Here is a 19,503-nt window from a genome sequence, read left to right as displayed (position 1 = left end):
ACGACCCCGCCGGGCGTGCCGGGCGGGGTCTTGGTGTGCGGGGAGGTCCTGCGGGAGCAGAGTCACCCAAGGTAGGCGAAGAAGGCTGCCAGCAGGGCCGCGCCGGCCGCGACGCCGAAGGTCCACCCGGCGCCCCCGCTCGACAGCACCGCCGCCCCCACCGCCCCGGCCACGCTGCTGCCCACGACCCTGACCAGCGCGTTCACCCCTCCGGCCGCCGCGGTCTTGGCGGGCTCCACGTGCTCGACGGCCATCGTTCCGAGCGCCGCGTAGCCGAGGCCGATGCCGAGTCCCAGCAGCGTCGCCGCTCCGTACAGGTCCGCGCTCGACGACCTGGACACCGCCAGCCACAGGGCGGCGGCCGTCACCAGGGCGGAGCCGCCCGCCACGAGCGTGGATGCGGTGAACCGGCGCATCAGGGGGCCCGCGAGCACCGAGACGACGAGCATCAGCACCGTCGTCGGCAGCAGGTAGATCCCGACCTGCAGCACCGAGGCCCCGAGCGCGCCCTGGGCCACTGCCGACACCGTCGTGATGGCGGCGAACAGCGCGAACCCCAGCAGGAACGATGCCACGGTCGCCCCCACCGTCCCCCGGTGCAGCAGCATGGGGATCTCGATCAACGGCGACGCGGTACGGCGGGCGGTCACGACCCACACCACCGCCACCACCACCGCTGCGGCGAACAGGCCCAGCGTCGGCGGCGAGGTCCAGCCCCAGGCCCCGCCCTTGGTGATGGCCAGCAGCAGGCAGACGAGCCACACCGCGACCAGCGCCGCCCCGATCAGGTCCGGCCGTCCTGATCCGCGCGCGGGTGCCTCCCGCACAACGGCCGCCACCAGGACGAAGCTCAGGGCGGCCAGCCCGGTCAGCGTCCAGAACACCGTCCGGTGGTTCCCGTCCAGCAGCCCGGCGAGGATCATGCCGCCGCCGCTCCCGACGCCGATGGTGGCGCTGAGCACCCCGATCGCGCTCGGCAGCCGGTTGCCGGGCACCACCTGCCTGACCAGGCCCATGGCCAGCGGGAGCAGCGGCGCGGCCGTGCCCTGCAGCACCCGGCCGATGATGAGCAGCGGCAGCGTGCCCGCCAGGGCGCCGAGCGCCGAACCGGCGACGAGCAGCCCTAGGGCGACCAGGGACACCGTGCGCCGGCCGTACATGTCGCCGAGCCGCGACAGCAGCGGTATCGAGACCGCGCCGGACAGCAGCCCGGCGGTGAGCGTCCACGAGACGGTGGTGGACGGGGCGTGGAGCTGCTGTCCGAGGCCGGGTAACAGTGGCACGACGACGGTCATCTGGAGAGTTCCCACGGCCACCGCGAACGCGAGCACCCCTACGACCCACGAGTTTCTATACACGTATAAAAACTAACACGACAAGCTGCCGGGCCGTACGGGGGTGTGTCGTCTCCTAACCGCGCAGCCGGGTCATCGCCGGGTCGAACAGGGGCTCCTCGGCCACGACGGCGTCCACCCGCCGGTCGAAGTAGCCGACCTGGACGGCCTGGCCGGGGTCGGCGAGCGCGGCGGGCAGCCACGCGTAGGCGATCCCTCTGCCGATCGTGTATCCGTAGGCGGCGCTGGTGACGTAGCCGACCGGCCGCTCGCCGTCGTACACCGGCTCCCGGCCCATGACGACCTCGTCGGTGAGCAGGCAGGCGAGGCGGCGGCCGACCGACTCCTTGCGGGCGAGCAGCGCCTCGCGGCCGATGAAGTCGCCCTTGTCCAGCTTGACGGCGAACCCGACACCCGCCTCGTACGGGTCGTGCTCGAAGGTCATGTCGGTGCCGAAGGAGCGGTAGCCCTTCTCCAGGCGCAGGCTGGTGAAGGCGCCCCGGCCGGCGGCGATGACGCCGTGGTCCTGGCCCGCCTCCCACAGGGTGTCCCACAGCTTGAGGCCCATGTCCGCGGTGGTGTAGATCTCCCAGCCGAGCTCGCCGACGTAGGACAGGCGGAGCATGGTGACCGGCACGTTGCCGAGGTAGGCGCGGGTGCCGCGGAAGTAGCGCAGCGCGGTCAGGTCGGCGGTGGTCAGCGGCTGGACGAGGTCGCGGGCCCTGGGCCCCCACAGGCCGATGCAGCAGGTTCCCGGGGTGAGGTCCCGGATGAACACGTCGGCGGGCCGGTGCCGGTCGAACCAGTCGAGGTCGAGGTTGCCGTTGGCACCGACCTGGAACTCCTGCGGGCCGAGGCGGGCCACGGTGACGTCGCTGCGGATGCCGCCGTCGGCGTTGAGCAGCAGGCAGTACGTCACGGAGCCGACAGACTTGTCCACGTTGCCGGTGGTGAGGCGCTGCAGGAAGGCGACGGCTCCCGGGCCGCTGACCTCCAGGCGCTTGAGCGCGGTCATGTCGTACATGGCGACGCTCTCGCGGGTGGCCTGGGCCTCCGCGCCGACGATGGGCGACCAGTACCGCGCCGCCCAGTCTCCCGGCGTGGGGATGTCGCGGCCCTGCAGCAGCGGGGCGTTGGCGTCGTACCACTGCGGGCGCTCCCAGCCCGACGCCTCCAGGAAGGCCGCGCCGAGCTCCCGCTGCCGGGGGTGGAACGGGCTGGTACGCAGCGGGCGGGGCTCCTCCATCGGCTGGAGCGGGTGGATGATGTCATAGACCTCGACGTAGTTCTGGCAGCCGCGGGCCCGCACGTAGTCGGGCGCGAGCTGGTGCGGCTCGAACCGGTTGACGTCGCACTCATGCAGGTCGAACGTCGTGCACTGGCCGTCGACCAGCCATTCGGCCATCGCCCGGCCGACTCCGGCGGAGTGGGTGACCCAGACGGCCTCGGCCACCCAGAAGCCCTCGACCTCGCGAGACTCGCCCATCAGCGGCAGGTGGTCGCTGGTGAAGGAGAACAGCCCGTTGATGCCGTCCTCCACCTTGGCCGAGCGGGTGGACGGGAGCAGGTCCCGGGTCTGCGTCCAGGCTTCGGCGAAGTCGTCGGGGGTGAAGGTGAGCACGGACGGCATCACCTCGGCGGCCTCGACGGACAGGATGTCGTCGGAGCTGATCGGCATGGGCCGGTGACCGTAGTAGCCGATGCCGAGCGTGTCGTAGCGCTCGCGGTAGTACAGGTCGGCGTCCTGGTGGCGGAGGATCGGCCGGGAGGCCTCGACGGTCTGGCCCGCCAGGTCGGGGACCTGCCCGGTCCAGGCCAGCTGGTGGGCGAGCGGGGTGAGCGGCAGCTCCATCCCGGCCATGCGGGCGACCCGCGGGCCCCAGATCCCGGCGCAGCACACCACGATGTCGGCGGAGATCTCGCCCCGGTCGGTCACCACCGCGCTGACCCGGCCGCCCTCGCTCCTGATGTCCAGCACCTCGTGCCTGGCGAGCACCCGCACGCCGCGCTCCTGTGCCCGCGCGAGCTGCGCGTCGACCGCCTTGACCGCCTTGGCCAGCCCGTCGGTGGGGATGAACAGGCCGCCGAGCACCTTGTCGCGGTCGAGGAGGGAGTGCTTGGCCACGCTCTCCTCCGGCGAGAGCAGGTGGGCCTCGATCCCCCAGGAGGTGGCCCAGCCGTGGCGGCGCCGCAGCTCGGCGAGCCGCTCGGGGGTGGTGGCCACCTCGAGCCCGCCCACCTGGAGGAAGCTGTCGAGCTCGACGAACTTCTCGACGGTGTAGCGGGCCATCTCGGTCATGGTCTTCGATCCGTTGATCTGGAACACCAGACCTGGGGCATGGGAGGAGGAACCGCCGGTGGCGGGCACGTCTCCCTGATCGACGACTGTGACGCCGGTCCAGCCGCGGGCGGACAGCTCGTCGGCCAGAGCCGCGCCGACCACACCCGCGCCGATGATGACGACGCTCGGGCCCGTCATAGCCACCTCCGTTGTTGCCTAATATGCAACCAACCGCACTTTCCGCAACAAGCGTCGCTCTCCGCGTTCGGGGTGTCAAGAGTGCGTCGCGCCTTATTCCTTACGGTTTCCAACCTGGTCGCCCACCCCCTCCGGACGCGCATGCGCCCGGCCCGATCGCCGAACGACGACCGGGCCGGGCGCATGCGGATTTACCTCAGCCGGCGGGCAGCCAGGCCTTGACCTTGTCGGGGTTGTCGGCCACCCACTTGGCGGCCGCCTCATCGGCCGTCATCTTGTCCTCGGCGATGTACTTGGCCACGAGGTTCTGGTCGTCGTTCGTCCAGGTGAAGTTCTTGACCAGCGTGTACGCGGGACTGCCGGAGTCGGCGAACTTCTTGCTCACGATCTTGTCCAGCTCGTACGGCGGGTAGTCGCACGCCACCTTGGCCGCGTCGGCGTCGCAGCCCTTGGTGTAGGCAGGCAGGTTGACCTTGACCAGCCTGAGCTCCGACAGGAACCACTGCGGCTCGTAGAAGTAGCCGAGGATCGGCTGCTGCTGCTTCTCCGACTGGCGGAAGGCGGTGATGAGCGCGGTCTCGCTGCCCGCGTACACCACCTTGTAGTCGAGCTTGAGGTTCTTCACCAGGGCGGCGTCGTTGGTGACGAACGACGGGTCGCCGTCGAGGAACTGGCCCTTGCCGTCGGATTCGGAGGTCTTGAAGAGTGAGGCGTACTTGTTGAGGTTCTTCCAGTCGGTGATGTCCGGGTATTTCTTGGCCATCCACGGCGCCACGTACCAGCCGATGACGCCCTTGTTGCCGGTCGGCCCGGCGTTCACCGCGACCTTCTGGTCGTCGATGTACTTCTTCTTGAGATCGTCGTGGGCCCAGTTCTCCACGACGGCGTCGACCTCACCGGTGGCGAAGCCCTGCCAGGCAACCTCCTCCTTCAGGTCCTTCTTGACCACCTTGCAACCGAGCTGTTTCTCGGCCACCTGCGCGATCACCGCCGCGTTGGCCTCGTAGCCCACCCACGGGTTCACCGCGAGATTGACGGTGCCGCAGCTCTTCGCACCGCCGGCACTGCTGCTCGCGGCGGTATCAACCTGCCCGACCTTCGCTCCTCCGCACGCGGTGAGCAGGAGGCCGGCGCCGGTCACGAGCACGACGGCCCGGACCTTTCCACTCCTGGTTACTGACACCTGGTCCTCCTGTAAGTTCCGCCGGCCTGAACCGGCCGGTAAACGTTCATCTCTGATGAAGCCCGCCGTGCGCGGCGGCGTCCGCCCGCTCGGTGGCGGCCCGCGTGACGCGGTCGAGCACGATGCCGAGCGCGACGATCGCGAGCCCGGCGGCCAGCCCCTTGCCTCGCAGCTCGTGCTGCGAGAACCCGGCGACGACGTCGTAGCCGAGCGCCCCCGCGCCGACCAGACCGCCGACGACCACCATGGAGAGCACGTAGATCAGCCCTTGGCTCGTCGCCAGAGTCACGGCGGCGCGGGCCATCGGCAGCTGCACCTTGGAGATGAGCTGCCAGGTGCTGGCCCCCGCCGAGGTCGCCGCCTCGACGGTGGTGGCCGAAACACCCCTGATGCCCTCCGCGACCAGCTTGATCGCGACCGGCGCGGCGAACACCACGGCCGCGATGATCGCGGTGAACCGCGTCGGCCCGAACAGGCCGAGGATGGGCACCAGGTAGACGAAGGCCGGCATGGTCTGGCCGGCGTCCAGCACGGGACGGAGCAGGGTGTCGACCCGGTCGCTGCGGCCCATCCACACCCCGATGACCACGCCCAGCAGCATGACCAGGACCGTGGCGACGAGCGTCGAGGCCAGCGTGACCATGCTGTCCTGCCAGAGCCCGAGCAGCACCAGCAGCAGCAGCCCGGTCGTGGCGACCAGCGCGGCCCGCACGCTGCCCACCAGCAGGACGATGACGACCGCCACGACGGCGACCAGCCACCAGGGCGAGCCGGTCAGCAGCTTCTCGAAGGGGTTGAGCAGCGCGTTGGTGAGCAGGTTCTTCAGCGCGTTCGTGTAGGTGACCAGGTTGTCCTGCACCCACGCGCTCGCCGCGTCGGCCGCGCGGCGTACGTACGAGCCGAGGTTGGCGTCGGCGGGGAACTCCGCCGCCCAGATGTAGGTGTAGGACAGGTAGCCGAGCACGGCGGCGACCCCGAGCACGCCTGCCACCTCGACGCGGCGCCCCCGCGTGGTGCGCAGCCGCCCGGCCCGGCGCGCGACCTCCACGCGGCGGCTGGCCGCCGAGGTCACCCGGTCGAGCACCACGGCCATGATGACGATGGCCAGCCCGGCGTTGAACGCGGTGCCCACGTCGAGCGTCTGCAGCGCCTTCAGGACCGTCTGGCCCAGGCCGGGGGCGTCGATGAGCGCCGCGATGGTGGCCATGGACAGGGCGGCCATGATGGTCTGGTTCACCCCGACGATGATCGTCTGCTTGGCCATGGGGAGCAGTACGAGCCGCAGCTCCTGGGCGGGCGTGGCACCCAGCGACGTGCCGGCCTCCAGCGTCTCGGGCGAGACCTGCCGGATGCCGAGCGCGGTGATCCGGATGGCCGGCGGGATCGCGTAGATCATCGTGGCGACCGTCGCGCTGGCCGGGCCGATCAGGAAGAACAGCGTGAGCGGCGCCAGGTAGACGAAGGTCGGCATGGTCTGCATGAAGTCCAGCACCGGGGTCACCAGCCGGTGGAACCGGTCGCTCAGCCCGGCCCACACCCCGAGCGGGATGCCCACGGCCAGCGACAGCGCCACGGCGGTCAGCGTGAGCGCCAGCGTGTCCATGCTCTCCTGCCAGAGGCCGAGGACGCCGAAGGAGAGGAATCCGGCGGCGGTGAGCAGCGCCACTTTCCGGTTGCCGTACAGCAGGGCGATGGCGCTCGCCAGGCCGGTCACGCCGAGCCAGCCGAGCACCGGCACCGGCCGGTCGAAGGACGGCTGGCTGATCAGGGCCTGGACGAACCGGACGGCCTCGTCGATGAAGAGCCGGATGTAGTTGATGAAGTAGAGGAAGAACGGGTTGCTGTTGCGGCTGTCGTCGATGGCGTCCATGCCGGTGTTCAGTCCGCCGTGCAGGGGGGTCAGCTCCGCGCCGCCGAGCGCCAGCGTGTCCCGCCCGCGGAGTATCGCCCAGCCCAGCACCCACACCGCGAGCGCCGCCGCCACCAGGTAGCCGCGGGCCGGCAGCCTCGCCGCCACTCGCGCCGCCACCCCGGACATCGTGGTCCTGAGGCCTCCTTTCGCCGGCCTCATGGCCACGGTGCCGCTGCTCTTGACGGCCTCACCGCGTCCGGTCATGCCTGCGGCCCTCCGGCGATCACTTCGAGGATCTCCGCGCTGGTGACCACGCCGAGCAGCGTCTCCCCGTCCATCACGCGCACCGGCCGCTCGGCCGAGAGCACGGCGTGCACGGCGTCCCTGATGACCACGTCGGGGCCGAGCGCGGGACCGTCGAGGGGCTCGTCGGGCTGGGCCGGGCGCATGATCCAGCGGAGCGTCAGCACGTGCGAGCGCGGGATGTCACTGACGAAGTCCCTGACGTAGTCGTCGGCCGGCGCGCCCACCACCTGGTCGGGCGTACCCACCTGGACGAGCTCGCCGTCGCGCATGATGAGGATCCGGTCGCCCAGCTTGAGCGCCTCGCTGAGATCGTGGGTGATGAAGATCATGGTCTTGCCGACCTCGTGGTGCAGCCGGATGACCTCGTTCTGCATCTCGCGCCGGATCAGCGGGTCCAGCGCGGAGAACGGCTCGTCGAACAGGAGCACCTCGGGGTCGGCCGCGAGCGCCCGCGCCAGGCCCACCCGCTGCTGCATGCCGCCGGAGAGCTGGTCCGGGTAGGAGTCCTCGAAGCCGTCGAGGCCGACGAGCCCGATCACCTCGCGGGCCCGCGTGTAGCGCTCCCGCTTGCCGACCCCGCGGATCTCCAGCCCGAAGGCGACGTTGTGCAGGACGCACCGGTGCGGCAGCAGCCCGAAGTGCTGGAAGACCATGGCCATGCGGTGCCTGCGCAGCTCGCGCAGGCTGCGGTCGTCGGCCGTGCGCACGTCCTCGCCGTCCAGCAGGATCTCGCCCGCCGTGGGTTCGATCAGCCGGGTCAGGCAGCGGACCAGGGTGGACTTGCCCGAACCGGACAGGCCCATGACGACGAACACCTCGCCCCGCCGCACCTCGAAGGAGACGTCGCGGACGGCGGCGACGCAGCCGCTCTGCTGCTTGAGCTCATCGCGGGTGAGCGTGCTGCCGACGACGCTCTCGGCCTTGGGGCCGAACACCTTCCACAGGCCGCGTACGGCGAGGATGGGAGGGGCGTCGATGTCGGTCGCACTACGTTCGGCCACTGACGGCACAGTCATGACCACCTCTTGGTCGTCGGAGCGTCAGTTCGCTGGGAACCACCGCTGGGGTCGCGGACGGGTGTTCTGCCACACATGTTTGATCTCGCGGTATTCGTCCAGGCCGGTCGGTCCGAGCTCGCGACCGATACCCGACTGCTTGAAGCCACCCCATTCGGCCTGCGGGACGTAGGGGTGGTAGTCGTTGATCCATACCGTGCCGTGCCGCAGCCGCCCCGCGACCCGCTGCGCCTTACCGGCGTCCTGGGTCCACACGGCGCCTGCCAGGCCGTACTCGGTGTCGTTGGCGAGGCGGACGGCCTCGTCCTCGGTGGTGAAGCGCTCCACGGTCAGCACGGGGCCGAACGACTCCTCGCGTACCACCCGCATGCCCTGCTTGCACTCGTCCAGCACGGTCGGCCGGTAGTAGAAGCCCTCACCGGCCGGCCGGTGGCCACCGCAGCGCAGCACGGCGCCCTCGGCGAGCCCGGCCGCCACGTACTCCTCCACCTTGGCCAGGTGCGCGGCGGAGATGAGCGGACCGGTCTGGGCCTGCGGGTCGAAGGGGCCGCCGAGGCGGATCAGCTCGGCACGCCGTACGACCTCGTCCACGAACGAGTCGTGCAGCGAGTCCTCCACCAGGAGCCGGGCACCGGCCGAGCACACCTGCCCGGAGTGCAGGAAGACGGCCGTGAGCGCGAAGTCCACCGCCGTGTCGAAGTCGGCGTCGGCGAAGACGATGTTGGGGTTCTTGCCGCCGAGCTCCAGCGCGACCCGCTTGACCGTGGCGGCGGCCGCGGCCATGATCCGCCGCCCGGTGGCCGCGCCGCCGGTGAAGGAGACCAGGTCCACGTCGGGGTGCTCGGCGAGCGGCGCGCCAGCGGCCGGTCCGGCGCCGAGCACGAGGTTGGCGACGCCCGCGGGCAGGCCCGCCTCCTCCAGCGCGCGGATCAGCAGGATCGCGGTGCTCGGGGTCAGCTCGCTCGGCTTGAGCACGAAGGTGTTGCCCGCGGCGAGCGCCGGCGCCACCTTCCAGGTCGCCTGCAGCAAGGGGTAGTTCCACGGCGTGATCAGGCCGCACACGCCGACCGGCTCATAGACGACCCGGCTGATCGCGTCGTCCCGGCCGGTGTCGATCACCCGCCCGGCGTCGGTGCCGGCCACGCCGGCGAAGTAGCGCAGGCTGGCCACGGAGTCGTCGACGTCGTACTCGCTCTCCACGAACCGCTTGCCGGTGTCGGACGACTCCGCGTGGGCGAAGGCCGCTTTGTCCCGCTCCAGCAGATCGGCCACCCTGTACAGCAGCGCGCCGCGCTCGCGCGCCGGCGTGCCGGGCCATTCGCCCAGGTCGAAGGCGTGCCTGGCCGCCAGGATCGCGGCCACCGTGTCGGCCGCGGTGGCTTCCGCGACCGTGGTGACGAGACTGCCGTCGGCGGGGCAGCGAATGTCACGCTGTCCACCGTCGGCCGGCTTGGTCCACGTGCCGCCGATGTAGAGATCGATCATCGGCACACCCCTGATCGTTGCGTATCGCGCAAGACAATGCTTAGTGGGGAACAGCATTGACGCGCTTGCTCGGATAAGTCAAGGGGTGGCCGAAATCACATCCGGAATCCTTACTCCGTGATTTCCGCCGGCTCTCTTGACTGAACGGCATCCAGACCCGCACCCTGTTGCGCATACATCACCACTTTGCGCCATACGCAACACTAGGAGGTGTGATGTCTCCCAGGCCCGATCCTGGACGCGAGTTCATCCTCACGGTCTCCTGCTCCGACAAGCCGGGCATCGTGTACGCCGTGACCAGCTTCCTGGTGCAGCACGGCGGCAACATGCTGCAGAACAAGCAGTTCAACGACCGCCAGGGCGGCGGTTTCTTCATGCGCGTGCACTTCGCGGCCCAGCACGGGCTCGAGGAGCTGCGCGCCGGTTTCACCTACGTCGCCGAGTCCTTCCAGATGACCTGGCAGCTCAAGGACGCCGCGACCCCCACCAGGTCGCTCATCATGGTGTCGAAGTTCGCTCACTGTGTGAACGACCTGCTCTTCCGCCGCCAGGTGGGCGGGCTGAACATCGACATCCCGGCGATCGTCTCCAACCACCCCGACCTCGAACCGCTCGCCGCCTCCTACGGCGTGCCCTTCCACCACGTGCCGGTCACGCCCCAGAGCAAGGCCGAGGCCGAGGCCAGGGTGCTGGAGCTGGTGGCGGAGTACGAGGCGGACCTGGTGGTGCTCGCCCGCTACATGCAGGTCCTGTCGGACGACATGTGCAAGCGGTTGGAGGGCCGGGCCATCAACATCCACCACTCGTTCCTGCCGGGGTTCAAGGGCGCCAAGCCGTACCACCAGGCGCACGAGCGCGGGGTGAAGCTCATCGGCGCGACCGCGCACTACGTCACGGCCGATCTCGACGAGGGGCCGATCATCGAGCAGGACGTGGCCAGGGTGGACCACGAGCTGGACCCCGAGGACCTGATCGCGGCAGGCCGCGACGTGGAGGCCCAGGTGCTCGCCCGGGCCGTGAAGTGGCACAGCGAGCAGCGGGTGCTGCTCAACGGCGACCGCACGGTCGTCTTCCGCTGAGGACCCGCTGAGGGCTCCGCCCGAGGCGGGCACCGGCCAGGAGGCGGTGGGGGTGCTGCGGCCCCCACCGCCTCCTTTCACCTGTTGGCGGGGCTCCTCACGCGCGGTGCCGGTAGAACTCGGTCGTCTCGGACGGGAGCGGGGTGTTGCCGAGGATCAGGTCGGCCGCCTTCTCCGCCAGCATCATGACCGGCGCGTAGATGTTGCCGTTGGTCACGTACGGCATGGCCGAGGCGTCCACCACACGCAGCCCGTCCAGGCCGTGTACGCGCATGGTCTCCGGGTCGACCACCGACATCTCGTCGGTGCCCATCCGGGCCGTGCACGAGGGGTGCAGAGCCGTCTCCGCGTCCTTGGCGACCCAGTCCAGGATCTCCTCGTCGGTCTCGACGGACGGCCCGGGTGAGAGCTCTCCGGTGCTGAACTCGGCCAGGGCGGGCGCGCCGAGGATGGCGCGGGTCACCCTGATGGCCTCCACCCACTCCCGCCGGTCCTGCTCGGTGGACAGGTAGTTGAACCGCAGGGCGGGGTGCTGCCGCGGGTCGACACTCTTGATCTTGACCGAACCGCGGGCGTCGGAGTACATCGGCCCGACGTGCACCTGGTACCCGTGCCCGGCCGCCGGCGCCGAGCCGTCGTAGCGCACGGCGATGGGCAGGAAGTGGAACATCAGGTTGGGGTAGTCGACGTCGTCGTTGGACCGCACGAAGCCGCCCGCCTCGAAGTGGTTGGTCGCCCCCGGCCCCCTGCGCGCGAACAGCCACTGCGCGCCGATCCAGGGATGGCGCCACTTCTGCAGGTTCGGCTGCATGGTGACCGGCTGGGCGCAGCCGTGCTGGATGTAGACCTCCAGGTGGTCCTGCAGGTTCTCGCCGACGCCCGGCAGGTCGTGCACCACGTCGACGCCGAGGGCGGCCAGCTCCCCCGCGTTGCCGACGCCGGACAACTGCAGCAACTGGGGCGAGTTGATGGCGCCGCCGGAGAGGATGACCTCCTTGGCGCGTACGGTGCCACCGTCGTACTCCACCCCGACCGCTCGCGTGCCCTCGAAGAGGATCCTGGTCACGAACGCGCGGGTCTTGACCGTGAGGTTCGGGCGCTTCAGCACCGGGTGCAGGTAGGCCCGCGCAGCGCTGAGCCGGCGGCCCCGCCGGATGTTGCGGTCGAAGCGGGCGAAGCCCTCCTGGCGGTAGCCGTTGACGTCGTCCGTGAGCGGGTAGCCGGCCTGCTGGACGGCCTCGAAGAACGCCCCGAACAGCGGGCTGCTCGCGGCCCCGCGCTCCAGCGCCAGCGGCCCGTCGTGGCCGCGGAAGGGGGTGCCGGGGTCGGCCAGGCAGTTCTCCATCCGCTTGAAGTACGGCAGGCAGTGCGCGTAGTCCCAGCTCTTCATGCCCGGGTCGGCGCCCCAGCGCTCGTAGTCGAGGGGGTTGCCGCGCTGGAAGATCATGCCGTTGATGCTGCTGGAGCCGCCGAGCACCTTCCCGCGGGCGTGGTGGATCCGCCTGCCCTGCATGTACGGCTCCGGCTCGGACTCGTAGCGCCAGTCGTAGAAACGGTTGCCGCAGGGAAAGGGCAGGGCCGCGGGCATGTGGATGAACACGTCCCACGGATAGTCCGGCCGGCCGGCCTCCAGGACCAGCACCTGCGTAGCGGGGTCCGCGGAGAGCCGGTTCGCCAGGGCGCACCCCGCCGAGCCGCCTCCGACGATGACGAAGTCGTACTGCTGTGGCGTCATAGTGCCTCGTCTCATCACACGTTTCACCAAATCGTAGCGCTATACGCATTGCGTTTCACTAGTCGCAACAACAGATCTTTTTGCCTGGCAGATCGACGGAGTTCCCCGTAGCACTTACAGTTTCGCTATGAGCAACGATTCGGGCAGCGGAGGCGTACAGTCAGTCGACAGAGCGATCAGCGTGCTGGAGATCCTGTCCCAGCGCGGCGAGGCGGGCGTGAGCGAGGTCGCCGCCGAGATCGACGTGCACAAGTCGACGGCCTTCCGGCTGCTCGGCGCGCTCGAGGCCCGCGGCCTGGTGGAGCAGGCCGAGGACCGTGGCAAATACCGTCTGGGCTTCGGCATCATCCGGCTGGCCGGCGGGGTCAGCACGCAGATGGACATCACCGGGCGCGCCCGGCCGATCTGCCAGGAGCTGGCCGGCGAGATCGGCGAGACGGTGAACATCGCCGTGCTCCGCTCCGCCCACGCGGTCAACCTCGACCAGGTGCGCGGCCCCTCGACGATCACCACCTACAACTGGGTCGGCCAGATCACCCCGCTGCACGCCACGTCCAGCGGCAAGGTGCTGCTCGCCTACCTGGACGACCGCGAACGCGCCCGGCTGCTGTCGGACGGCGAGCTGGAGAGCTTCACCCCCAAGACGATGGTCGACGTCGACGCGCTGGAGTTGCAGCTCGCGCGGACGCGGCAGACGGGCTACGCCTACTGCCTGGAGGAGCTCGAAGAGGGCCTGAACGCCATGGCCGCGCCCATCCGCTCCTATCACGGCGAGGTCGTGGCCGCGGTCAGCGTCTCGGGGCCGGCCTACCGCTTCACCGTCGAACGCATCCACGAACTCGCCCCCATGCTCATCAGCGGAGCCGACGAGATCAGCCGCCGGCTGGGCTACGCGGACCGGTCCTGAGCAGCCGGATCACCACGCTCTTCGAGGTCGGGGTGTTGGACGTCTCGGCCACCGAGTCGAGGGGCACCAGCACGTTCGTCTCCGGGAAGTAGGCCGCGCAGCAGCCTCGGGCCGTGGGGTAGGCGATCACCCTGAACCCCCCGGCCGTGCGCTCGCCGTCGGGCCACTCGCTGACCAGGTCCACCAGGTCGCCGTCGGCCAGCTCGCGCTCGGCGAGGTCGTCCGGGTGAACGAAGATCACCCGGCGGCCCGCCTTGACCCCTCGGTAGCGGTCGTCGAGCCCGTAGATCGTGGTGTTGTACTGGTCGTGGCTGCGGACGGTCTGCAGCAGCAGCCGGCCGGGAGGCACCCGCAGCACCTCCAGCTCGTTGACGGTGAAGTTGGCCTTCCCCGTCGCGGTCGGGAAGCGGCGCTCGTCCCTCGGCGCGTTGGGCAGCGCGAACCCGGCGGGCGCCCGCGCGTTGAAGTCCTCGAAGCCGGGGACGACCCGCGCGATGCGGTCCCTGATCGCGCCGTAGTCGCGCTCGAACTCCGCCCACGGCACGTGCGGGTCGTCGGCGAAGAGCTCGCGCGCCAGCCGGCTGACCACGGCCACCTCCGGCAGCAGGTCCGGTGAGCCGGGCTTGAGCCTGCCCCGGGAGGCGTGAACGAGCCCCATCGAGTCCTCAACGGTCACGTAGCCGCCGGGATCGCGCTCGGTGCGCCCGAGCACCGGCAGGATCAGCGCCTCCTCGCCGCACACCGCGTGGGAGCGGTTCAGCTTGGTGGACACCTGCACGGTCAGCCTGGTCCGGCGCAGCGCGGCCTCCGTCACGTCACTGTCGGGCGTGGCCCGGACGAAGTTGCCGCCCATGCCGAAGAAGACCTTGGCGGCCCCGTCACGCATGGCCCGGATCGCGTCGACCGTGTCGAGCCCGTGGCGGCGGGGCGGCTCGAACCCGAACTCCGCGCGCAGCGCGTCGAGGAAGGCCGCGGACGGCTTCTCATAGATGCCCATCGTCCGGTCGCCCTGCACGTTCGAGTGGCCGCGCACCGGGCACACGCCCGCCCCGCTCCGGCCGACGTTGCCGCGCAGCAGCAGGAAGTTGACCACCTCCCTGATCGTCGCAACGGAGTTGCGGTGCTGGGTGAGGCCCATGGCCCAGCAGACGACGACCGAGTCGGCCGTACGGACCTCGCGCGCCGTCTCCTCCAGCTCCGTCCGGGTCAGGCCCGTCGCCTGGCGGACCTTCTCCCAGTCGAGCGCGCGCAGGTGCTTCTCCCACGCCTCGAACCCGTACGTGTGCTCGTCGATGAAGGCCCGGTCGGCACTGTCGAGCAGCAGTAAGGACAGTGCCTGGAACAGCGCCATGTCGCCGTTGAGCCGGATCTGCAGGAACCGATCGGCCAGCGCGGTGCCCGCGCCCAGCCCGGAGGGCTTCTGCGGGTTCTTGAAGCGCAGCAGCCCGGCCTCGGGCAGCGGGTTGACCGCGATGATCCGCGCCCCGCCGCGCTTGGCCCGCTCCAGCGCGGTGAGCATGCGGGGATGGTTGGTACCGGGGTTCTGGCCCACCACGAAGATGAGCTCGGCCCGGTGCAGGTCCTCCAGCGACACCGTGCCCTTGCCGATGCCCAGCGTCTCGGTCAGGGCCGAGCCGCTGGACTCGTGGCACATGTTGGAGCAGTCGGGCAGGTTGTTGGTGCCCAGCCTGCGCACGAGGAGCTGGTAGGCGAAGGCCGCCTCGTTGGAGGTGCGGCCGGAGGTGTAGAAGACGGCCTCGTCGGGGCTGTCGAGGGCGCGCAACTCCCTGGCAATGATCTCGAACGCCCGCGACCAGGTGATCGGCTGGTAGTGCTCCGCGCCGGGCGGCTTGTGCATCGGCTCGGTCAGCCGGCCCTGCCCGCCGAGCCAGTGGTCGCTGCGGACGGCCAGGTCCGCCACCGGGTGCGCGGCGAAGAACTCCCGCCCGACCCGGCGCGTGGTGGCCTCCTCGGCGACGGCCTTGGCGCCGTTCTCGCAGAACTCGGCGGGGCTGCGGTGCTCGCCCTCGGGCCAGGCGCAGCCTGGGCAGTCGAAGCCGTCCTTCTGGTTCACCCGCAGCAGCGTGCGCGCGGTGCGGGCGACGCCCATCTCACGATGGGCGATCTCCAGCGCGTGCCCCACGGCGGGCAGCCCGCCAGCCCACTCCTTGGGCGGGCCGACCCTCAATCCTTCGTCTTCGTTCTCGCCCGTCACCATCACCCGATCCGGTCCTGGACCCACTCGTGGAAGGCGCCGATGTGGTGCTCGCTGGGCACCAGCACGCCGCCGTCACGGTACGTACGCGAGCTCATGGCGGGCTGGCAGCGCTCGCAGGCGTCGAAGTCCTGCTCGTTGACCCGGTGGAAGAGCTCGACCGACTTGTCCAGGTCCTTACCCGCGGCCACCACGTCGGGCAGGTAGAGCCAGTCGCATTCGACCACCGTGCGATCGACCGCGAGCGGGAACATGCGGTGCAGGATCACGTGATCGGGCACCAGGTTGATGAAGACCTGTGGCTTGATGGTGATGGCGTAGTAGCGCCGGTCCTGGTCCTCGGTCACGCCCGGGATGCGGCTGAGCCCGGCCGAGCCGTCGACGGTGAAGCCCTCGATCCGCTCACCGAACTCCGCGCCGTGGCCGACGAAGTACTGGGCGGCGAATCCGTCGGCGAACTCCGGCAGCACCTCGGTCAGCTCGGGGTGGATCGTGGCGCAGTGGTAGCACTCCATGAAGTTCTCGACGATGAGCTTCCAGTTGGCCTTGACGTCGTAGACGATCCGCCGGCCCACCGACAGTCCGGCCACGTCGTAGTTGTCGATCAGGTCCAGCGAGCCCAGCCGCTCGGCCACCGCGCCCTGCACGTCCCGCTCGAACGGCGGCGGCTCGTCGGCCAGGCAGATCCACACGTAGCCCAGCCACTCGCGCACGTGCGCCTTGACCAGCCCGTACCGCACCCGGTCCAGGTCGGCCATCTTGGTCAGGTTGGGCGCCGCGATCAGCTTGCCGTCGAGGTCGTAGGTCCACGCGTGGTACGGGCACTGGAAGGCCCGCTTGACCTCGCCCGACTCCTCCGTGCGCAAGGTGGCGCCCCGGTGGCGGCAGACGTTGAAGAAGGCGCGGACCGACCCGTCGCGGGCGCGGCTGATGAGCATGCTCTCGGTGCCGACCTGAACCGTCTTGAAGGCGCCCGGTTTGGGCAGGTCGGACGAGCGCACCGCGCAGAACCACATCGTCTCGAAGATGTTCCGCTGCTCCAGCGCGAAGATCTCCGGATCGGTGTAGTAGCGGCCCGGGAGGGTGGGGATCACACTGGAGGTGGTTGAAGTGGTCACAGGACTACTCCTCTGTGTAACGGGCCGGGTCATCAGGCTCTTCGATTGGCATCACAGCACCACCACGGAGCGGAGCACCTCGCCGCGGTGCATCTTGGCGAAGGCGTCCTCGACGTCGTCCAGCCCGATGGTCTCGGTGACGAACGCGTCGAGGTCGAAGCGGCCCTGCAGGTAGAGAGAGATCAGCGTGGGGAAGTCGCGGCTCGGCAGGCAGTCGCCGTACCAGCTCGACTTCAGCGCGCCGCCGCGGCCGAAGACGTCGAGCAGCGGCAGCTCCAGCGTCATCTCCGGGGTGGGCACGCCCACGAGGACGGCGGTCCCGGCCAGGTCCCGGGCGTAGAACGCCTGCTTGAACGTCTCCGGCCGGCCTACGGCGTCGATCACCACGTCGGCGCCGAAGCCGCCGGTGAGCTCCCTGATCGCTTCGACCGGGTCGCCGCCCTTGGCGTTGACCGTGTGCGTCGCGCCGATGCCGCGCGCCCAGTCGAGCTTCCTGTCGTCCACGTCGACGGCGATGATCGTCGTGGCGCCGGCCAGCCGCGCTCCGGCGATCGCCGCGTTGCCGACGCCGCCGCAGCCGATGACCGCGACCGAGTCGCCGCGGCTGACCGCGCCGGTGTTCACGGCGGCACCCAGCCCGGCCATCACGCCGCAGCCGAGCAGCCCGGCGGCGGCCGGGGAGGCGGCCGGGTCGACCTTGGTGCACTGCCCCGCGGCCACCAGCGTCTTGTCGGCGAACGCGCCGATGCCGAGCGCGGGGCTGAGCGGCGTGCCGTCCGCCAGCGTCATCTTCTGGGTGGCGTTGTGGGTGGCGAAGCAGTACTGCGGGCGGCCCCGCAAGCAGGACCGGCAGGACCCGCACACCGCCCGCCAGTTGAGGATCACGAAATCGCCGGGCGCCACGTCGCTGACATCGGGGCCGACGGCCTCGACCACTCCGGCGGCCTCATGGCCGAGCAGGAACGGGAAGTCGTCGTTGATGCCGCCCTCGCGGTAGTGCAGATCGGTGTGGCAGACGCCGCAGGCCTGCACCTTGACCAGCGCCTCGCCGGGACCCGGGTCCGGCACCAGGATCGTCTCCAGGCTGACCGGCTTGCCCTTGCCCGTCGCGACCACGCCGCGTACTTCATGAGCCATGATTCACTCCTGTTTCAGCCGGTCCGGACCGGCGTGGTCTCCACATGGCGGCGCCAGCGGGTGAACAGCCGCACCTGGTTGACGCCCAGCACCGCCACCGGCCGGTCCCCCTGCCGGTAGACGGCGAGGAAGCTGTGCTCCGCCGGGTCGCCCTCCTCCACGGTCACGGTGTCCGCGTCGCCCGCGTGCCCGATGAACTGGATCTTCACGTCGAACTGGTCGGACCAGAAGTAGGCCGGGCGCGCGGGCTCGGGGCGGGCGGTGCCGCCGGACAGCAGCGTCGCCGCCGCGACGGCGGCCCGCTGGCGGGCGCCGGTCCAGTGCTCGACCCGGTGGTGCCTGCCCCGCGCCGGGTCGTACCAGGCCGCGCAGTCGCCGACCGCGACGATGCCCGGCACGGAGGTGCCGCCGCCCTCGTCGCAGAGCACCCCGTCGCCCAGTTCGACGCCGCTTCCGTGGAGCCAGCCGGTGCTGGGCACCGCGCCGATCCCGACGACCACGACATCGGCGGGCAGGTGCGTGCCGTCGGCCAGCCGTACGCCGTCGGCCCGGTCCGTTCCGGTCACCTCGGTGACGTACGCGCCGTGTACCAGCCGGACGCCGTGCAGCTCGTGTAGGCCGGCGATGACGCGCCCCATCGTGAGGCCGAGGACGGCGGCCAGCGGCGCCTCCCCCGACTCGACGAGGGTCACGTCGAGGCCGAGTTCGCGGGCGGTGGCGGCGACCTCGGCGCCGATGAAGCCGCCGCCGATCACCACCAGCCTCCTGGCGGTCGCCAGGTCGGCGCGGAGCGCGCGAGCGTCGTCGAGGGTGCGCAGCGTGTGCACACCGCGCAGCGCCTGCGTCCCCGGTAGCGTGCGCGCCGCCGCGCCGGTGGCGATCACGATGCCGTCCGCCACGAGCGACGTGCCGTCGCTCAGCGTGATCCGGCGGGCGATCGCGTCCAGGCCGGTGGCGGCCACACCCAGCCGCCATTCGATGTCCTGGTGCTCGGCATCGCCCTCCAGCGCCAGGTCGGCCTCGCCGATCGCGCCCTTGAGGAAGTCCTTGGACAGGGGTGGCCGGTCGTAGGGCCGGTGCTCCTCGGCGCCGACGACGACCAGCCGCCCCCCGTAGCCCTGGCTCCGCAGGGCCCGCGCCGTCAGCAGCCCGGCCAGCGAGGCGCCGACCACGCAGACCGTCTTCACGCCTGCCCCTTCAGGGCGACGCCCGGCGGCAGGTTGGGCGGCGCGTCCGACGGCACGACGTAGATGACATCGTTCTCGACGACGACCTGGTGGATGCGGACCGGCCGCTTCGCGGGCGGCGCGTCCACCTCGCCGGTGCGCAGGTTGAACCGCGAGGCGTGCAGCGGGCACTCGACCTCGCAGCCCTCCAGCCAGCCGTCGGCCAGCGAGGCATCCTGATGGGTGCAGGTGTCATCGATCGCCAGGATGTCGCCCTCGTCGGTGTGGAAGACCGCTATGGGCGGATCAATATCGAGACGGAGAGCCTCGCCTCGCGGCAGTGACGCGAGAGGGCACGCTGGGATCATCGTCATACCCCGGTTTCACAACGAGCAACGTTTAGCGCTATACGCAACAGATTGAGGGCGTGGAATGCGGATGTCAAGAGTGGTTTGTGGGGACTTCTGGCGTGGTTTCGGATTAGTCTCCGA

14 protein-coding genes are annotated in these 19,503 nt (G+C 70.5%); 2 read left to right on the top strand and 12 right to left on the bottom strand.

The genetic code is table 11. The features are described from left to right. Positions 1-62: 62 nt before the first annotated feature. From KME78_RS25960 to KME78_RS25935, 6 genes are all read right to left on the bottom strand, one after another. Positions 63-1,358, bottom strand: a complete 1,296-nt coding sequence (locus KME78_RS25960) for an MFS transporter (protein ID WP_219531940.1) — start codon at positions 1,356-1,358, stop codon at positions 63-65. Between the two features lie 52 nt (positions 1,359-1,410). Then, positions 1,411-3,813 carry a GcvT family protein gene (locus KME78_RS25955; RefSeq protein WP_219531939.1) on the bottom strand — a complete coding sequence of 801 codons (2,403 nt, stop codon included), beginning with the start codon at positions 3,811-3,813 and terminating at the stop codon, positions 1,411-1,413. A gap of 196 nt (positions 3,814-4,009) precedes the next feature. Continuing rightward, positions 4,010-4,996, bottom strand: coding sequence for an ABC transporter substrate-binding protein (locus tag KME78_RS25950; protein ID WP_308127135.1), 987 nt, complete (start codon positions 4,994-4,996; stop codon positions 4,010-4,012). Positions 4,997-5,042: 46 nt separating this feature from the next. Next, positions 5,043-7,112 carry an ABC transporter permease subunit gene (locus tag KME78_RS25945; protein WP_219531938.1) on the bottom strand — a complete coding sequence of 690 codons (2,070 nt, stop codon included), beginning with the start codon at positions 7,110-7,112 and terminating at the stop codon, positions 5,043-5,045. Further along, positions 7,109-8,170, bottom strand: coding sequence for a quaternary amine ABC transporter ATP-binding protein (locus KME78_RS25940; protein ID WP_219531937.1), 1,062 nt, complete (start codon positions 8,168-8,170; stop codon positions 7,109-7,111). Before KME78_RS25940 ends, KME78_RS25945 begins: the two co-directional genes overlap by 4 nt. A gap of 24 nt (positions 8,171-8,194) precedes the next feature. Then, positions 8,195-9,655, bottom strand: a complete 1,461-nt coding sequence (locus KME78_RS25935) for an aldehyde dehydrogenase family protein (RefSeq protein WP_246651854.1) — start codon at positions 9,653-9,655, stop codon at positions 8,195-8,197. A gap of 215 nt (positions 9,656-9,870) precedes the next feature. Here KME78_RS25935 and purU point away from each other — a divergent pair, with 215 nt between their 5' ends. Then, entirely contained in the window at positions 9,871-10,734 is an 864-nt protein-coding gene (gene purU / locus KME78_RS25930; protein WP_219531935.1) for a formyltetrahydrofolate deformylase, read from the top strand. Between the two features lie 97 nt (positions 10,735-10,831). Here the strand turns inward: purU and betA are convergent, their stop codons facing one another. After that, positions 10,832-12,469 carry a choline dehydrogenase gene (betA, locus tag KME78_RS25925; protein WP_219531934.1) on the bottom strand — a complete coding sequence of 546 codons (1,638 nt, stop codon included), beginning with the start codon at positions 12,467-12,469 and terminating at the stop codon, positions 10,832-10,834. A gap of 127 nt (positions 12,470-12,596) precedes the next feature. Here betA and KME78_RS25920 point away from each other — a divergent pair, with 127 nt between their 5' ends. Next, complete coding sequence (locus KME78_RS25920; RefSeq protein WP_219531933.1) at positions 12,597-13,376, top strand: IclR family transcriptional regulator; 780 nt, start codon at positions 12,597-12,599, stop codon at positions 13,374-13,376. Here the strand turns inward: KME78_RS25920 and KME78_RS25915 are convergent. From KME78_RS25915 to KME78_RS25895, 5 genes are read right to left on the bottom strand one after another with little or no spacing between them, the layout of a single operon-like run. Then, positions 13,342-15,594, bottom strand: coding sequence for an FdhF/YdeP family oxidoreductase (locus KME78_RS25915; RefSeq protein WP_219532004.1), 2,253 nt, complete (start codon positions 15,592-15,594; stop codon positions 13,342-13,344). The genes KME78_RS25920 and KME78_RS25915 overlap by 35 nt on opposite strands. Next, positions 15,594-16,742 carry an aromatic ring-hydroxylating oxygenase subunit alpha gene (locus KME78_RS25910; RefSeq protein WP_219531932.1) on the bottom strand — a complete coding sequence of 383 codons (1,149 nt, stop codon included), beginning with the start codon at positions 16,740-16,742 and terminating at the stop codon, positions 15,594-15,596. The genes KME78_RS25915 and KME78_RS25910 overlap by 1 nt, the downstream gene beginning before the upstream one ends. Before the next feature lie 18 nt (positions 16,743-16,760). Then, positions 16,761-17,846 (bottom strand): S-(hydroxymethyl)mycothiol dehydrogenase, encoded by a 1,086-nt coding sequence (locus KME78_RS25905; protein ID WP_219531931.1) that lies wholly within the window; start codon positions 17,844-17,846, stop codon positions 16,761-16,763. A 14-nt stretch (positions 17,847-17,860) separates the two neighbouring features. After that, positions 17,861-19,033, bottom strand: coding sequence for an NAD(P)/FAD-dependent oxidoreductase (locus tag KME78_RS25900; protein ID WP_219531930.1), 1,173 nt, complete (start codon positions 19,031-19,033; stop codon positions 17,861-17,863). Continuing rightward, entirely contained in the window at positions 19,030-19,386 is a 357-nt protein-coding gene (locus KME78_RS25895) for a bifunctional 3-phenylpropionate/cinnamic acid dioxygenase ferredoxin subunit (RefSeq protein WP_246651853.1), read from the bottom strand. Before KME78_RS25895 ends, KME78_RS25900 begins: the two co-directional genes overlap by 4 nt. Positions 19,387-19,503: the final 117 nt, after the last annotated feature.

The organism is Nonomuraea guangzhouensis, from assembly GCF_019396345.1.
In the GTDB taxonomy this organism is placed as follows: Bacteria; Actinomycetota; Actinomycetes; order Streptosporangiales; family Streptosporangiaceae; genus Nonomuraea; species Nonomuraea guangzhouensis.
The sequence above is the reverse complement of the archived record's forward strand: the minus strand, read 5'-3'. Positions and strand labels throughout refer to the sequence as shown.

Excerpts from the sequence above, each read along its gene's own strand:
- KME78_RS25915 (WP_219532004.1), bottom strand. The coding sequence starts at position 15,594 with ATGGTGACGGGCGAGAACGAAGACGAAGGATTGAGGGTCGGCCCGCCC.
- KME78_RS25935 (WP_246651854.1), bottom strand. The coding sequence starts at position 9,655 with ATGATCGATCTCTACATCGGCGGCACGTGGACCAAGCCGGCCGACGGT.
- KME78_RS25920 (WP_219531933.1), top strand. The coding sequence starts at position 12,597 with ATGAGCAACGATTCGGGCAGCGGAGGCGTACAGTCAGTCGACAGAGCG.
- KME78_RS25940 (WP_219531937.1), bottom strand. The coding sequence starts at position 8,170 with ATGACTGTGCCGTCAGTGGCCGAACGTAGTGCGACCGACATCGACGCC.
- KME78_RS25895 (WP_246651853.1), bottom strand. The coding sequence starts at position 19,386 with ATGACGATGATCCCAGCGTGCCCTCTCGCGTCACTGCCGCGAGGCGAG.
- betA (WP_219531934.1), bottom strand. The coding sequence starts at position 12,469 with ATGACGCCACAGCAGTACGACTTCGTCATCGTCGGAGGCGGCTCGGCG.
- KME78_RS25945 (WP_219531938.1), bottom strand. The coding sequence starts at position 7,112 with ATGACCGGACGCGGTGAGGCCGTCAAGAGCAGCGGCACCGTGGCCATG.
- KME78_RS25905 (WP_219531931.1), bottom strand. The coding sequence starts at position 17,846 with ATGGCTCATGAAGTACGCGGCGTGGTCGCGACGGGCAAGGGCAAGCCG.
- KME78_RS25955 (WP_219531939.1), bottom strand. The coding sequence starts at position 3,813 with ATGACGGGCCCGAGCGTCGTCATCATCGGCGCGGGTGTGGTCGGCGCG.
- KME78_RS25910 (WP_219531932.1), bottom strand. The coding sequence starts at position 16,742 with ATGACCCGGCCCGTTACACAGAGGAGTAGTCCTGTGACCACTTCAACC.
- purU (WP_219531935.1), top strand. The coding sequence starts at position 9,871 with ATGTCTCCCAGGCCCGATCCTGGACGCGAGTTCATCCTCACGGTCTCC.